12 protein-coding genes are annotated in these 14,484 nt (G+C 68.5%); 5 read left to right on the top strand and 7 right to left on the bottom strand.

Features of this window, described 5'->3' with window-relative positions; genetic code table 11:
- Positions 1-119: 119 nt before the first annotated feature.
- The 6 genes from HLB44_RS26670 to HLB44_RS26645 form a co-directional block, all read right to left on the bottom strand.
- On the bottom strand, positions 120-1,100 hold the full coding sequence (locus HLB44_RS26670; protein WP_173129923.1) for an NADPH:quinone reductase: 981 nt from the start codon (positions 1,098-1,100) through the stop codon (positions 120-122).
- A gap of 11 nt (positions 1,101-1,111) precedes the next feature.
- Positions 1,112-1,477, bottom strand: a complete 366-nt coding sequence (locus HLB44_RS26665; protein ID WP_173129920.1) for an NIPSNAP family protein — start codon at positions 1,475-1,477, stop codon at positions 1,112-1,114.
- A gap of 11 nt (positions 1,478-1,488) precedes the next feature.
- Positions 1,489-1,980 carry a VOC family protein gene (locus tag HLB44_RS26660; RefSeq protein WP_173129917.1) on the bottom strand — a complete coding sequence of 164 codons (492 nt, stop codon included), beginning with the start codon at positions 1,978-1,980 and terminating at the stop codon, positions 1,489-1,491.
- Positions 1,958-2,764 carry an alpha/beta fold hydrolase gene (locus HLB44_RS26655; protein ID WP_173129914.1) on the bottom strand — a complete coding sequence of 269 codons (807 nt, stop codon included), beginning with the start codon at positions 2,762-2,764 and terminating at the stop codon, positions 1,958-1,960. The genes HLB44_RS26660 and HLB44_RS26655 overlap by 23 nt, the downstream gene beginning before the upstream one ends.
- A gap of 34 nt (positions 2,765-2,798) precedes the next feature.
- Positions 2,799-3,824: an LLM class flavin-dependent oxidoreductase gene (locus tag HLB44_RS26650; protein WP_173129911.1), complete on the bottom strand. Its 1,026-nt coding sequence runs from the start codon at positions 3,822-3,824 to the stop codon at positions 2,799-2,801.
- A 123-nt stretch (positions 3,825-3,947) separates the two neighbouring features.
- On the bottom strand, positions 3,948-5,087 hold the full coding sequence (locus HLB44_RS26645; protein WP_425500859.1) for a sigma-54 interaction domain-containing protein: 1,140 nt from the start codon (positions 5,085-5,087) through the stop codon (positions 3,948-3,950).
- A 165-nt stretch (positions 5,088-5,252) separates the two neighbouring features.
- Here HLB44_RS26645 and HLB44_RS26640 point away from each other — a divergent pair, with 165 nt between their 5' ends.
- Positions 5,253-6,281, top strand: coding sequence for a sulfate ABC transporter substrate-binding protein (locus HLB44_RS26640; RefSeq protein ID WP_173129904.1), 1,029 nt, complete (start codon positions 5,253-5,255; stop codon positions 6,279-6,281).
- Between the two features lie 63 nt (positions 6,282-6,344).
- On the opposite strand, the gene HLB44_RS26635 is transcribed toward HLB44_RS26640, so the two are convergent.
- A complete protein-coding gene (locus HLB44_RS26635; RefSeq protein WP_173129901.1) occupies positions 6,345-6,782 on the bottom strand; it encodes a rhodanese-like domain-containing protein in 438 nt (145 codons plus the stop codon).
- Positions 6,783-6,932: 150 nt separating this feature from the next.
- Between HLB44_RS26635 and HLB44_RS26630 the strand changes: the two genes are divergently transcribed.
- The 4 genes from HLB44_RS26630 to HLB44_RS26615 all read left to right on the top strand — a co-directional run bounded on the left by HLB44_RS26630 (position 6,933) and on the right by HLB44_RS26615 (position 14,481).
- Positions 6,933-9,641 (top strand): TonB-dependent receptor, encoded by a 2,709-nt coding sequence (locus HLB44_RS26630; RefSeq protein ID WP_173129898.1) that lies wholly within the window; start codon positions 6,933-6,935, stop codon positions 9,639-9,641.
- 139 nt (positions 9,642-9,780) lie between these two features.
- Positions 9,781-12,282 carry a DUF1549 and DUF1553 domain-containing protein gene (locus HLB44_RS26625; protein WP_173129896.1) on the top strand — a complete coding sequence of 834 codons (2,502 nt, stop codon included), beginning with the start codon at positions 9,781-9,783 and terminating at the stop codon, positions 12,280-12,282.
- A gap of 45 nt (positions 12,283-12,327) precedes the next feature.
- Positions 12,328-13,746: a DUF1501 domain-containing protein gene (locus tag HLB44_RS26620; RefSeq protein ID WP_173129893.1), complete on the top strand. Its 1,419-nt coding sequence runs from the start codon at positions 12,328-12,330 to the stop codon at positions 13,744-13,746.
- A gap of 18 nt (positions 13,747-13,764) precedes the next feature.
- Positions 13,765-14,481, top strand: a complete 717-nt coding sequence (locus HLB44_RS26615; RefSeq protein ID WP_173129891.1) for a cytochrome c — start codon at positions 13,765-13,767, stop codon at positions 14,479-14,481.
- The last annotated feature ends 3 nt before the right edge of the window (positions 14,482-14,484 follow it).

Here is a 14,484-nt window from a genome sequence, read left to right as displayed (position 1 = left end):
CGGTACATTCTGGATTCGGCATTGCCTCCGCCCTTCGTCAAGATTCAGCACCTCGACAAACGGGCATTCCAGGGGCAATGCCGTCCTCGCTTTCACGGGGGTAGCGTGAAATTTCCGGGCTAGCTGCAGTCGACGACGACGGTTCCCAGCTTTCCGCCGCGTTCGACGGCCTGGTGCGCCGCCGCCGTGGCCGCGAGCGGGAAGCTGGCCGCGACCAGGTGCAGCCGCGGGCCGGACTCGAGCCACTGCGTGATCTGCGACTGGCCCTTGCGGCACAGGGCCGGGGGCATCAACGGCAGGCGCAGTGCGTGGATCGTGACGTTCTTGCCCTTGAGCCGGTCGAAAGGCACGACCGGCATCGCATTGCGCGATGCATAGGTCGCGATGGTGGCGTTGTTTGCCAGGATCTCGAGGCTGGTGGCGAGGTTGTCGCCGAACTCCACCTCCACGATCCGGTCGACGCCGCGGCCAGCGGTGGCTTGCATGACGATGTCGGCGACCGGTTCGGTCTTGTAGTCGATCACCAGGTCGGCGCCGGCCTGGCGCGCGATGTCCGCCTTCTCGGCCGAGCTCACGGTGGCGATGACCCGGGCACCCGCCCACTTTGCGAGTTGGACGGCATAGTGGCCGACGGCCCCGGCGCCTCCGGTGACCACCACCGTCCGGCCCTCGATCGGACCGTCCATGAACAGGCACACCCACGCCGTCATGCACGGGATGCCGAGCGTCACGCCCTGCACGAATCCGACGCTGTCGGGCAGCGGGGTCACCAGGCGCTCGTCGATCGCGATGTACTGCGCCGCCGTGCCGAAGGCCCGGCCGTTTCTCTGCCCGTTGTAGAGCCAGACGCGCTCGCCGACACAGAAGCGGGTGACGCCGGCCCCGACCTGGTCGATGACGCCGGCGCCGTCACTGTTCGGAATGATGCGCGGCGCGGCCACCTGGCCCGCGCCGCGCCGCAGCACGGTATCGGCCGGATTGACGCTCGAGGCGTGCAGCCGCACGCGGACCTCACCCGGCCGCGCCTGCGGCGGCTCCATGTCCCCGTGGACGAGGACATCGGCCGCTTCGCCACACCGCTCGTACCAGACTGCCTTCATGGTGGACCTCTTCAGTTTTCCGAGGCCGGATGGCCGGGCAGCGGTGCGATCTTCGGCCAGGGCACGGCCACCAGGTCCGAGGGCACCATCAGGCGGCTTTCCTGGTGGGTGATGTAGGCCGCCTGCGCGGCACGTTCGAGAAACGCGTGCCAGGCCGGGTCCTTGTCGAGCAGCGCGCGCCGGCGCGCGCGATCGGCGTGGTCCTCGAACACCCAGATGTGGATGTAGCTGTTGATGTCGCCGTCCGTCGGCAGGAAGATCCCCAGCGGTTCGCCGATGTGGCGCCTGAGGACCGGATAGCCGTGTTCGCCGAACAGCGCCAGCTGCTTGTGCAGCGTGAACGGTCGAACGCGGTAGGTGCGGTGGTCGATGAGCATGCGGGTCTCGGTCAACGCGGGCCAGGCGCGCGCTGGAAGAGGATGTGTTCGTTGCCTTCGGGATCGTCGACGGCGACATAGTCGTAGCCCGGGCCGGCGCGCACTTCGGTGAGGGCTTCCACCCCTTGCGCCCGCAGCCCTTGCAGCACCGCCGCCAAATCGGCCACCTCGAAGTTCACCATGGCGCCAGGGCGCTGCGCCCGCCTCGCGTGCGCCGGCCGGACGGTTCCCTCGATGGCGAGCCGCACAGCGCCGGTGTCGAACATCGCGTACTGGTTCGGCAGGTCCGCGAATTTCAGCGTCAGCTGCAGCCGGTTCTGGTAGTAGTCGACCATCTCCGGCCAGTTGTCGACGCGCAGCGTGACGATCTGGATCTTCATCGGTGTTGTCCTTGCGATGGCGACATCGTTTCGCTTGCAGTACCGCAACGATCCGGCCTGCCGGAGGTCGATCCGGTCGTGCAGCGAGGGATAGTCTTCCTCACCGGCGTTCTGCGAGTGCATGCACCTCTCCCTGCCCGAGGTTGCACGACCAATCGAGCACCGCCTCGACGAGTGCCGAGGGGTTCTCGATCATCGGAAAGTGGCCGCACGCCGGCAATGTCGCGACCGGTGCGTCCGGCAGCCGCTGCGCATACACCGCCCGCGAATCGGCGATCGGCGTCGACTCGCCGAACAGCACCAGCGTCGGCGCCTGCAGGCGATCGAGCGCCGAGAACACGTCGAACTGGCGCATCGCCCACATGACGCTCACCATGGTCTTGGCGCCCGCCTTGTGGCGATCGATGTCCCATGCGAGATAGGCTTCCGGCGTCAGGCCCACCACGCGCCTGGCGGCCGCCTCGAAGGGTTGCGAGACCACACCGAACAGCGCCTCCATCGGACCCCATCGGCTGGCCCAGGCCTCGTCGGTGCGGGCGGGCGTCTCGACGATCACCAGCCGGTCGAAGCGCTCGGGATGGCGGGCCGCGAGGTCGATGGCGACCGAGCCGCCGACCGAGCAGCCCAGCACGGCCGCGCGGCGCAGGCCCAGGCTGTCCATCAGTTCGACGATCAGGTCACCGTAGCGTTCGATCGGCAGGTGATCGGGCAGCGGAAACGAGTCACCCTGCCCGGGCAGGTCGACGGCGAAGACCTCGAAGTGCCGCGCAAAGCCTCCCAGCGTTTGCGCGAACTGCCGCCACGAGCCGCCATTGCTGTGCAGCAGGATCAGCGGCATGGCGCCTGCGGCACCGTGCTTCGCGTAGTGAATCTGGCCCGCAGAGGTCTTGGCGAATCCGTGTTGCATGGCTTGTCTCTCCGTGGTGTTCGATCGCGAGATCTCATGCCGGCTGATGCGCCGAATCGACCTCGACTGCGGCGCGCGCGGCGGCGGCACCCGTTCGCATGGCCGGCATCACTTCGTCGGCAAACACCTTCAGCGCCTCCAGGTCACCGCTCGGATCGCTGACCAGCACGTAGCCGACACCGACGCGTTCGAGCGCACGCAGGCGTTCGATGATTTCGGCACAGCTTCCGAACAACGGGGCATCGTCCTCCTCCGGCGGCGGAAGCGGCGCGCCGGTCTGGCGGATGCCGCCGATGCTGCCAAGGATCTGCTCGCGCCGGGCCTTCTGTTCGCTGCGCTGCTCGGGTGTGCGCGCCAGGTAGTAGCCGCGGGTCACACCGACCATGTCCGGCGTGTAGGCGCGGCCGATGCGCACGCATTCGTCGCGGAAGGCCGCCACGCGTTCGCCAATCAATGCCACGGGTGCCACCTGATCGAGCAGCAGGTTGAATCCGTCGCGGGCGCCGCGCCGAATCACCTCGAGATTGCCGGCACCGATCCACAGCGGCGGATGCGGCCTCTGCTTCACCGGCGGCTCGACGACGATGTTCTCGTAGTTCCAGCGCTTGCCGTGGTGCGAGAAGCGCGTGCGGGACACGAAGGATTTGCGGATCACTTCGATCGCTTCTTCGAATCGCTCGGCCGCTTCGTCCATCGGAATGCCGAAGCTGTCGAATTCGGACTTCCGATAGCCCCTTCCGACGCCGAAATCGAAGCGGCCATTCGACAGCAAATCGAGCGTCGCCGCCTGTTCGGCCACCAATACCGGGTTGTGCCAAGGCAGGACCACGACTCCCGTGCCCAGGCGAATCGTGCTGGTCTTCGCGGCCAGGTAGGACAGCAGCGACAGCGAGGAAGAAACCTGCCCGATACCGGTGAAGTGGTGCTCCACCAGGAACATGCTCGCGAAGCCGAGTCTCTCGGCCTCGACCACGTAATTCACGAAGCCGGCATAACCTTGACTGTCGCTGCGCGAGCCTTCCTCGCTGACGCGGGCGCCACCGAACAGACCGAATTTCATTGCGTTTCCTTCCAACCAATCGAATGCATTTGCCTGGGGGCAATGTTCATTGGTCGGGGGTGGACACGTCAACGGACGGCGTTCGAATTCCGTCTCGGCTCGTGGAACGCCGGCGCGGCCGAATCAAGGACCTTGGTTCGAAAGCTGCGCCGGCAGCAGCCCGAAGCGCTTGAGCTGCGAGCGCAGCACGTTGCGGCTGATGCCCAGCAGCACCGACGTTCGCACCTGATTGCGGTGGCAGAAGTGAAAGGCCGCCTGCACGATCTCGCGCTCGAGCGTGGCGAACACGTCGGGTCGATCCTGCTGGAACAAGCCCTCCAGGTTGCGCCGCAACTGCGCGAGCGGATCGTCCTCCGCCGCGCCGGCATCCGGTCCGACAACACCGCGCTGCGCACCCACCTGCGCCGGCCCGGCATGCAGGTTCAGCGAGTCGGCCCGGATTTCATCGCCGCGGTTGACGATCAGCGCATAGTGGATGACGTTTTCCAGCTCGCGGATGTTGCCGGGCCAGTCGTGCGCCAGCAGCGCGCGGCGCGCATCGGCGCCCAGGCGCACCCCGCGCAAGTCCATGCGTCGGCCGTACACGGCGATGAAATGCTCCGCCAGCGCCAGGATGTCCGCCGGCCGCTCGGCGAGGCGGGGCAGCCGCAGCAGCGCGATGTTCAACCGGTAGTACAGGTCGCGCCGGAAACGGCCGGCCTCGACGGCCCGCGCCAGGTCGACGTTGGTCGCGGCGACCAGGCGCACATCGATCTCCGTGGGCCGGCGCGAGCCCAGCCGCGTGACCTGGCGCTCCTGCAGCACGCGCAGCAGCTTCACCTGCAGCGCGAGCGGCAGGTCGCCGATCTCGTCGAGGAACAGGGTGCCGTTGTTCGCAGCCTCGAACCAACCGGCGCGCGCCTGGCTGGCGCCGGTGAATGCGCCGGCTTCGTGGCCGAACAGCTCGGCGTCGATCAGGTTCTCGGAGAACGCGCCGCAGTTCACCGCGACGAAGGGGCCGCGGCGGCCGCTCTCGCGGTGCACGTGGCGGGCGATCAGCTCTTTGCCGGTGCCGGTCTCGCCGATGATCAGCACCGTCGCATCAGTGGCCGCGATCCGCTCCACCTGCTCGATCAGCGCGACGGATTGCGGGTCGTGGAAGACCAGCGCCTTGGCGCGGATCGACAAGGCGGCGCCGGGCGATTCGGGCAGCGTGAGCAGGCGGTCGGTGGGCAAGGAGCAACTTCCGTCGTGACTAAGGAGCGCCGACTCTAGGGTCGGCAAGACCCCGCCGCTACGAACGTTTTGTTCTGTGCACATGCTGTGCATGCGCGCAACAGCCGCAACAGCAAATGCATGAGCTGCAGCGATTTGCTTCGTTGGCGCCGCTGCATTCGCTTTCTAGAGTCGCGGCCCGTGTTCAACCGACTTTCACACCTCGACTCGATCATGACCTTGCCCCGCTTCGCCCAATTCACGCGCCGCACCCTGTTCGCGCTCGCGGCCGCCGCCTCGCTGGCATCACCCGCCGCCTGGGCCAAGGACATCACGCTGCTGAACGTCAGCTACGACCCGACGCGTGAGCTCTACGCCGACTACAACAAGGCCTTCGCGACGCACTGGAAGGCCAGGACCGGCGACACCGTCAGCGTCAAGCAGAGCCACGGCGGCTCGGGCAAGCAGGCGCGCTCGGTCATCGACGGCCTCGACGCCGATGTCGTCACGCTCGCGCTGGCCTACGACGTCGACGTGCTGAACACGCAGGCCCAGCTGCTGCCGGCCGACTGGCAGAAGCGCCTGAAGCACAACAGCTCGCCCTACACCAGCACCTACATCTTCCTCGTGCGCAAGGGCAACCCGAAGGGCATCCGCAACTGGGACGACCTGGTCAAACCGAACGTCTCGGTGATCACCGCAAACCCGAAAACCTCCGGCGGCGCACGCTGGGGCTACCTGGCGGCCTACGGCTTCGCGCTGAAGCAGCCGGGCGGCAACGAAACGAAGGCCAAGGACTTCGTCGCCAGGCTGTTCTCCAACGTGCCGGTGCTCGATTCCGGCGCGCGCGGCTCGACGGTGACCTTCGCCGAGCGCGGCATCGGTGACGTGCTGCTGGCCTGGGAGAACGAGGCGCACCTGGCGCTGAAGGAATTCGGCGCCGACAAGTTCGACATCGTCTACCCGCCGGTCAGCATCCTGGCCGAGCCGCCGGTGTCGGTGGTCGACAAGGTGGTCGACAGGAAGGGCACGCGCGCGGTGGCGCAGGCCTACCTCGAGTACCTGTATTCGCCCGAAGGCCAGGAGATCGCCGCGCGCCACCACTACCGGCCGATCGATCCGAAGGTGGCCGCCGCGCATGCCAAGGCCTTCCCGAAGCTGAGCCTGTTCACCATCGACGAGGTGTTCGGCGGCTGGACCAAGGCACAGACCACCCACTTCAACGACGGTGGCGTGTTCGACCAGGTCTATACGAAGAAGTGAGCCACGCGAGGCCGGGAGGCCTCGCTCTGGTGTGCCGCGAGGCCGGGAGGCCTCGCTCGAATCTCAGCGCTTGGGCGGCTGGATGTGCGCCACCGCCTTGCCGCCGGCCTGCTCGTAGTCCTCCGAGCCGGTCGCGCCGGCGACCTCGAAACCCTTCGCCCGCAGCAGGTCGCCGGCCGCACCGGCGCGCTGCGCATGGTTCGACACGGTCAGGATCGCGCGGTCCGTCGGCAGCCAGGCGATCTGACTCTCGAGCTCGCGGTACTGCACGTTCAGGAACACCGGGAAGCTGCCGTACCTGATCAGCTCGTCGGGACGGCGCACGTCCAGCACCAGCAGCCTGGTCGGCTGCGCGAGCAGCGCATCCACCTCGGCGACGTTCAGCCGCTTCGTCTGATAACGCCATGGTTGCTCGGCCGCAGGCGGCGGGTTGGTCTGCGCCTGCGCGGGGGCGGTGAGGATCGCGAGGCCCGCAATCGCGGCAGAGAGAAGTCGAGTCATCGGTGATGCACGTCGTGGGTTGAGACGACATCGCAGCAGCAGCTTCCATGCCACGCGCAACTGCAAATCCCGCATGAGCTTGCGCACCCGGGTCGGCACGCGGCCTGCGTACGGCAAGCCCGTTCTCCCACAACAGACGACAACGCGCCCATGCCCTTCATCGCCGTACCCTCCCCCCTCCGCCCGCTCGCCGCACTGATGGCCGGCATCGTTCTCGGCACCCCTGCGCTCGGCAGCCCTGCGCTCGGCGCCGACGAGCCCGCGGCCGACGCGCAGCTCAACGCGGTCACCGTGCGCAGCCGCCACCGCATCGAGAAGCTGCAGGACGTGCCGCTGTCGATCTCGGTGATCCAGGGCAGCGAGCTCGACCGGCTCGGCGCCGTCGGCATCGACGACCTGACCAGGCGCGCGGCGAACGTCTCGTGGAACCTCGGCAACCAGCGCACCAGCAGCATCGCGATCCGCGGCATCGGCAAGATCGGCCAGACCGAGGCGCAGGACCCGAGCGTCGGCATCATCGTCGACGGCGTCAGCTACGCGTACAACGCGCTGACCTCGAGCTTCGACTTCGTCGACATCGACACGATCGAGGTCACGCGCGGGCCCCAGGGCACGCTGCTGGGCAAGAACGCGAGCGTCGGCAACCTGATCTTCACCACCAAGCGACCGAGCTTCACGCCAACCGCCGACTTCACGCTGTCGTTCCGCGAACGCGACGGCCTCTTCGCCACCGGCGCGATCGGCGGCCCGATCGTCGACGGCCTGCTCGCCTGGCGCGGCACCTTCTCGGTCAACAAGGGCGCCGGCGACATCAAGAACGCCTACAACCGCGACATCAGCTACACCAACACCGACCGCGCATCGGGCCGCGTGCAGTTCCTGCTGACACCGTCGCCCGACTTCAAGGCCCGCTTCGCCTTCGACCTGCAGCCGCGCGCCGGCGAAACGACCAACGGCCGCTCGCTGCCGCGGGCCGACGCGCCGACCACCTGGTCGAACGGCCAGGCCATCACCACGCTGAGCAATGAACAGCGGCTGTTGCGGCGCTGGTTCTCCAGCAACACCGGCTACAGCGTCGATGACTACCGGAACTACTTGTCGTCCGATGCCGTGCGCGGCCTGGTCACCGGCAGCGCGGGCGCCACGGCCGATCTGCAATGGCAGTTGGGGCAGCACACGCTGACCTCGATCACCGCCTACAAGACCTACCACTTCGACGCCGTCAACGACGAGGGCAGCCCTTTCGACGTCTACCGCAACGCCGGCGGCTTCTGGAACGACTACCGCCAGGCGACGCAGGAGTTCCGCCTCTCGTCGCCCGCTGGCGGCCTCGTCGACTACCAGGGCGGGCTGTACTTCATCGGCGTGGACAACCAGGTCGACTACCGGCGCTGGTGGGGCAACGATGCCGGCGCATGGTTCGCGACCAACGCGCAATACGGCCGGCTCGATGCCGACGGTGCCGGCCGTGACCTGCTGCGCAACAGCCTGGCCAACCTGAAGGCCTCGTACAACAGCCCGACCGGCGTGCAGGACATCCGCAACAAGAGCGCTGCCATCTTCGGCCAGGCGAACTGGCACTTCAGCGACGCTTTCACCCTGACCACCGGCGCGCGATTGACGCGGGAGGACCGCCGCAACACCGGCCGCAGCGAGATCACCAGCAACGGCAGCGCGCCGGAGCTCAACCCGTCGATCGTCAACGGCGTGCTGCTCGGCGGCTTCGATTCCTACCTCAACACCGGCGCGGCCCGGTGGGTGCGCAACGGCATCGTCGTGGCCGCGGACACGCCGGGCGCCGTGCTGGTGGCCGCGGGCACGTCGGCGGCACCGACGGTCGCCTTGACCACCGACACGCGCGATGCCGCGCTGGTCGCCAGCGCGCAGGCCGCCGCCGACACCGCGGCGAAGAAGTACTTCAACACCGCGAGCTGGAGCGCGCTGACCGACGCGCAGAAGCGGCAGCTTGCCGATGCGCAGGCCATCCGCAAGACCAACCTCGGCGTGCTGTTCGCCAGCACCGAGGCCGAGCGCTTCAAGAAGACGCAGCCGGCGCTGGTGCTGAGCCCGAGCTGGAAGCTCAACCCCAACGTCACCACCTACGCCTCCTACCAGCATGGCGAGAAGGCCGGCATCGCGCAGTTCGTCAACGGCGTGTCCGCGCTCGTGAAGCCGGAGAAGACCGATTCGCTCGAGCTGGGCATCAAGTCCTCGCTGCTGAACCGCACGCTGATCCTCAACGCCGACGTGTTCTACACCCGCATCCGCGACTACCAGCAGAGCGTGCGCACCGTCGATGCCTACACCACCGCGCTGTCCAGCGAGACCATCTACACCACCGCCACCGGCAACGTGCCGGAAGTGGAAGTGAAGGGCCTCGAGGTCGACGGCGTCTACGCCGGAATCCGCAACCTGCAGCTGCGCTTTTCGGGCGCGTACAACTTGGCCGAGTACAAGCGCTTCCCGAATGCCGCGCAGCCGGTCGAGAACGGCTACCCGAGTGCCGCGCCCTACCGCGACCTGAGCGGCCGGCCGCTCGCCGGTGCGCCGAAGTGGAGCTTCAACGTCGGCGCCGACTGGCGCGTGCCGGTGGGGGGCGACAAGGAGATCTTCACGTCGGCGAATGCCGCGTACTCCAGCCGCTACTACTCTGACGTGCTGCTGTCCGAATACTCGGTGGTCAAGGCCAGCACGCTGGTCGACGCGTCGATCGGCTTCGGCACCCGCAACAAGAGCTTCCAGGCCAGCCTGATCGTCAAGAACCTGTTCGACGACAACACGCCGCGCGCGATCACGTCGACCACGGTGACGCCGGCCGTGCCGCGCAGCATCGGCGTCCAGTTCACCGCGAAGTTGTAGCCGCCGCAACAGCGCTGCTGCGCCGCTGTTGCGGGCGCAGCAGCCGAACACCTCGACACCGCCGAAAACCCCTGCTGCACCCGCTGCGGCGCTGGCCCGCAACTTGCGCTGACAGCGCGCAGAACCCGAGGAACCGACCATGAACAGAATAGCCACCCTCTCGCTGGCCGCCGTGCTCGCCGGCGTCTCGCTCGCCGGCCGCACTGCCACCGACTACGAAGCGCCCGGCGCGTTCAAGCGCGGCAGCGAGCGCCCGTGGGCCTACAGCCCGCTCAAGCCCATCGCCGCCGGCGCCCGCGCCGCGCTGCCGGCGGTGAAGGACGCCAAGTGGGTCAAGAGCCCGCTCGATGCCTTCATCCTGGCCAAGCTGGAAGGCGCCGGCATCCGCCCGTCGGCCGAAGCCGACCGCGCCACCTTCATCCGCCGTGCGACGCTCGATGCCTGGGGCCTGCTGCCGACACCGGAAGAGGTGAAGGCCTTCGTCGCCGACAAGTCGCCCAAGGCGCACGACAAGCTGATCGACCGCCTGCTGGCCTCACCGCGCTACGGCGAACGCCAGGCCCGTCGTTGGCTTGATCTGACACGCTACGCCGACAGCGACGGCTACAACACCGACGGCACGCGGCCGAACATCTGGCGCTACCGCGACTACGTGGTGCAGGCCTTCAACAGCGACAAGCCCTTCGACCGCTTCGTCAAGGAGCAGTTGGCCGGCGACGAGCTGTGGCCCGAGTCCACCGAGGCGCTCATCGCCACCGGCTTCCTGCGCAACCTGCCCGACGAGATCAACGCGCGCGACCTGAACCTGAAGAAGCAGGAGGTCGCCAACGACCTGACCGACACCGTGGGCTCGGTGTTCCTCGGCGCGACGATCAACTGCGCCCAATGCCACGACCACAAGAGCGAGAAGCTCTCGCAGAAGGAGTACTACCAGTTCCAGGCCTACTTCGCGAACGCGAGCTGGAAGGACGACGTCACCGCGCTGAGCGGCGACGGCCTGAAGTCCTACCTCGCCAGGTACGCGGCCTGGGAAGCGGCGACGAAACCGATCCGCGAGCAGCGCGACGCGCTGCTCAAACCCGTGGTCGACAAGCTCGAGAGCGACCGCCTGTCCGGCTTCGTGCCGAAGACGCGCGAGTCGATCACGAAGCCCGCTGCCGAGCGCGACGCCTACGACCGCTGGATCCACCACCGCAACCTGTGGACGATGTCCGGCCGCACGCGCAATGCGGAGAACCAGCTCAAGACCAAGGACAAGGAGGCCTGGGCGAAGTACGAGGCGCTGGGTGCGGAGCTGAAGAAGCTCGATCCCCTGAAGCCCAAGGACCCGGGGCAGATCTCGACGATGACCGAGCTGGGCGCCGACGCGCCGCCGACGCGCGTGCTGTTCAAGGGCATCTACGACCGGCCGCTGGAGGAAGTGCAGCCGGGCCTGCCCGCACTGTGGTCCGAGGTGCAGCCGGACGTGAAGCCGACCGCCACCTCGTCGGGCCGGCGCACCGCGCTCGCCAACTGGCTGGTCAGCCCCGACAACGGCCTGACGACGCGCACCTTCGTCAACCGCCAGTGGGCGCAGTTCTTCGGCCGCGGCATCGTCGAGACGCTGGCCGACTTCGGCAAGACCGGCACCAAGCCGACCCATCCGGAGCTGCTGGACCACCTGGCCGGCGACTTCGTGAAGAACGGCTGGAGCGTCAAGAAGCTGCACCGCCAGATCCTCCTGTCGGCCACCTACGCCCAGGCCAGCGCGCCGCGCGCGGACGATGCGGCGGTGGCCAAGGCCGATCCCGACAACAAGCTGCTGTGGGCCTTCCCGCGCCAGCGCCTGGAGGCCGAGCAGATCCGCGACTCGCTGCTGGCCGCGTCCGGCCTGCTGGTCGAGAAGGTCGGCGGCCCGGCGGTGTTCCCGCCGATCCCGCCGAACTTCGACATCGGCGGCCAGCGCAACCGCTGGGTCACGTCGCAGGATCCGCGCGACCACCATCGCCGCAGCCTCTACGTCTTCGTGCTGCGCAACTCGCCGTACCCGCTGCTCGAGACCTTCGACTGGGCCAACCCGCAATCGCCGCACCACCGCCGCGAGGTGACGACGACCGCCCCGCAGGCGCTTGCGCTGGTCAACAGCGACCTGGTGCTCGAATGGTCGAAGGCGCTCGCCGGCCGCGTGCTGCGCGAGGCACCGTCCAGCGATGCGGCGCGCATCGAGCGGGTCTACCAGATCCTCTACGCCCGCAAGCCGACGGCCGCGGAGCTCGCGAAGCTCGGCAGCTTCCTCAACGGCCAGGAGGCGTTGCAGCAGGCTCAAGCGCCGCAGCTGAAGAAGCCGCATCTGCCCGAGGGCTACGGCGTCGAGCCGGCGCTCAGCGCGCAGATCGAGCGCTTCTACCAGGCGGTGTACCGGCGCGCGCCGGACCGCTTCGAGAAGGCGGCGTTCATCGGCCACCTCGACCAGCAGAAGGCCCAGCTCGGCAGCAGCGCCGGCGCCGGTGACGACGACGGCGGTGCGCCCGCCGAGGCTTCACCAACCCCGCCCAAGGGCGCACCGCAGAAGCAAGCGGCCCTGAGCCCGGCGCGCGCCAGCGCCTTCGTCGACCTGGTGCACACGCTGGTCAACGCCAACGAATTCACCTACCGCTTCTGAACCGCGAACTGAACCGCGAATGAACTCGAACAAGAGGATCACCCGATGAGCCACCACCCTTCCCGCCGCCACTTCCTGCAACACGCGGGCGCCGCGGCCACCGCGCTCGGCAGCCTCGGCCTCGAATCCGCGTGGGCGGCCGGGCTGCTCGACCCCGCCGCGCCGCGTGCGCCGCACCATCCGGCGAAGGCCAAGGCGATCATCTGGCTGCACATGGCCGGCGCGCCGAGCACGCTCGACCTGTTCGACCACAAGCCCGAGCTGATCCGCCTGGCCGGCACGCCGTTGCCCGATTCCTTCGGCAAGGACCTGAAGACCGCCACCGACGGCGGCGTCGGCAACCTCTTCGCCAGCAAGCGCACCTGGAAGCAGCACGGCGAGAGCGGCGCGTGGGTCTCCGACCTGCTGCCGAACATCGCGAAGCAGGCCGACCACATCGCCTTCCTCAAGGGCAGCAAGACCGAGGGCAGCACGCACGTCATCGCGTCGCTGAAGCTGCACACCAGCGGCCTGGTGCCGGGCCGTCCGGCGCTGGGCTCGTGGATCCAGTACGGCCTGGGCGCATCGAACCCCGACCTGCCGGCCTTCGTCGTGCTGCCCACCGGCGTCGGTTCGGCGGGCGGCGGCCGCGGCGCGGTGATCTGGAGCTCGGGCTTCCTGCCGGCGGCCTACCAGGGCACGCCGTTCCGCAAGGGCGATTCGCCTGTCCTGCACCTGGCGCGGCCCGAGGGCATCACCGAGCAGGCGCAGCGCCAGCAGCTGGAGCTGCTGAAGGCGCTGAACGAGCAGCACGCCGCGCGCTACCCGGGCGATACCGAGCTGCTCGCTCGTGCCAAGAGCTACGACCTGGCGTATCGCATGCAGGTCTCGGCGCCCGAGGCGGTGGACCTGGGCAAGGAGAGCGCGGCGACCAAGGCGCTCTACGGCATCGGCACCCAGGAGACCGACGAGTACGGCACCGCGCTGCTGCGCGCGCGCCGGCTCGTCGAGCGCGGCGTGCGCTTCGTGCACGTGATCTCCGGCGCGCCGGACAACTCGGTCGACAGCTGGGATGCGCACAACGGCCTGGAGAAGAACCACGCGGTGATGAGCAAGCAGGTCGACCGGCCGGTCGGCGCGCTGCTCGCGGACCTGAAGTCGCGCGGGCTGCTCGACTCGACGCTGGTGGTCTGGGCGTCGGAGTTCGGCCGCACGCCGTATGGCCAGAGCGGCGACGGCCGCGACCACAACCCCTGGGGCTACACGCAGTGGGTGGCGGGCGGCGGCATCAAGCCCGGCACCTACGGCGGCACCGACGAGCTGGGGCTGCGCGCCGAGAGCGGCGTCGTCGACACCTTTGACCTGCAGGCGACACTGCTGCATCAGATGGGGCTGAACCACAAGAAGCTCGTCTTCGCGCATCAAGGACGCGCGGAGAAGGCGACGACCGTATTCGGCGACGTGATCAAGGAGATCCTCGCGTGACGGCGCGTCGACCGACCGATGCGTAAGCTGCTGCTCGCCACGGCGCTGCCGCTGGCGCTGGTGGCGACCGTGCTGGCCGCCGGTGCCGAGCTGTCGGCCGACGCGATGCGCGATGCCGAGGACACGCTGCGCAGCCTCGATTCGAACGTCAGCCTGAAGCATCCGAAGGCGCTGGCCGAGGCCGAGGAGCTGCGCGGCTTCTTCCGCCAGGTCGAGGGCCACTACGCCGCGCGCGGCGATGCGGCGCGCGGCGTCGAGCTCGCGCGAGCGTCGCAGCAGCATGCGTCGGCGGTTGCCGGCGCCGTGCGGGCCGGCGACTTCGATGCGGCGCAGGACGCGCTGGACCAGCTCACGCGCAGCTGCAAGGCCTGTCACGAGGTCTACAAGAACAAGTCGCCGCTCGCGCAGAAGACATCGCAGCTCGAGTTCGGCCGCTGGATGCGCGTGATCGACCAGAGGAGCGTCAGCGTGCAGCGCCACATCGCGGCGCAGCACGCCGCGGCGGCGCAGGCCGATGCCCGCGTGCTGGAGGACCTGTACGCGCGCATGGAGCGTTATTTCGTGCACGAATATCCAGCAGCCGACGCGCAACAGGTCTCGCACGCCGGACGTGTGCAGGCCGCGTCGATTCCCGCGTTGCTCGCGGCGCAGGACTACGTCGGCGCGGCGCGGGCCGCGCGTTCGATCGCGCAGGCCTGCAACGACTGCCACGACCCCCACAAGCCTTTCCGCTGAGTT

The sequence above is a fragment of the Pseudaquabacterium terrae genome (assembly GCF_013266755.1).
Taxonomy (GTDB): Bacteria; Pseudomonadota; Gammaproteobacteria; order Burkholderiales; family Burkholderiaceae_C; genus Pseudaquabacterium; species Pseudaquabacterium terrae.
The sequence above is the reverse complement of the archived record's forward strand: the minus strand, read 5'-3'. Positions and strand labels throughout refer to the sequence as shown.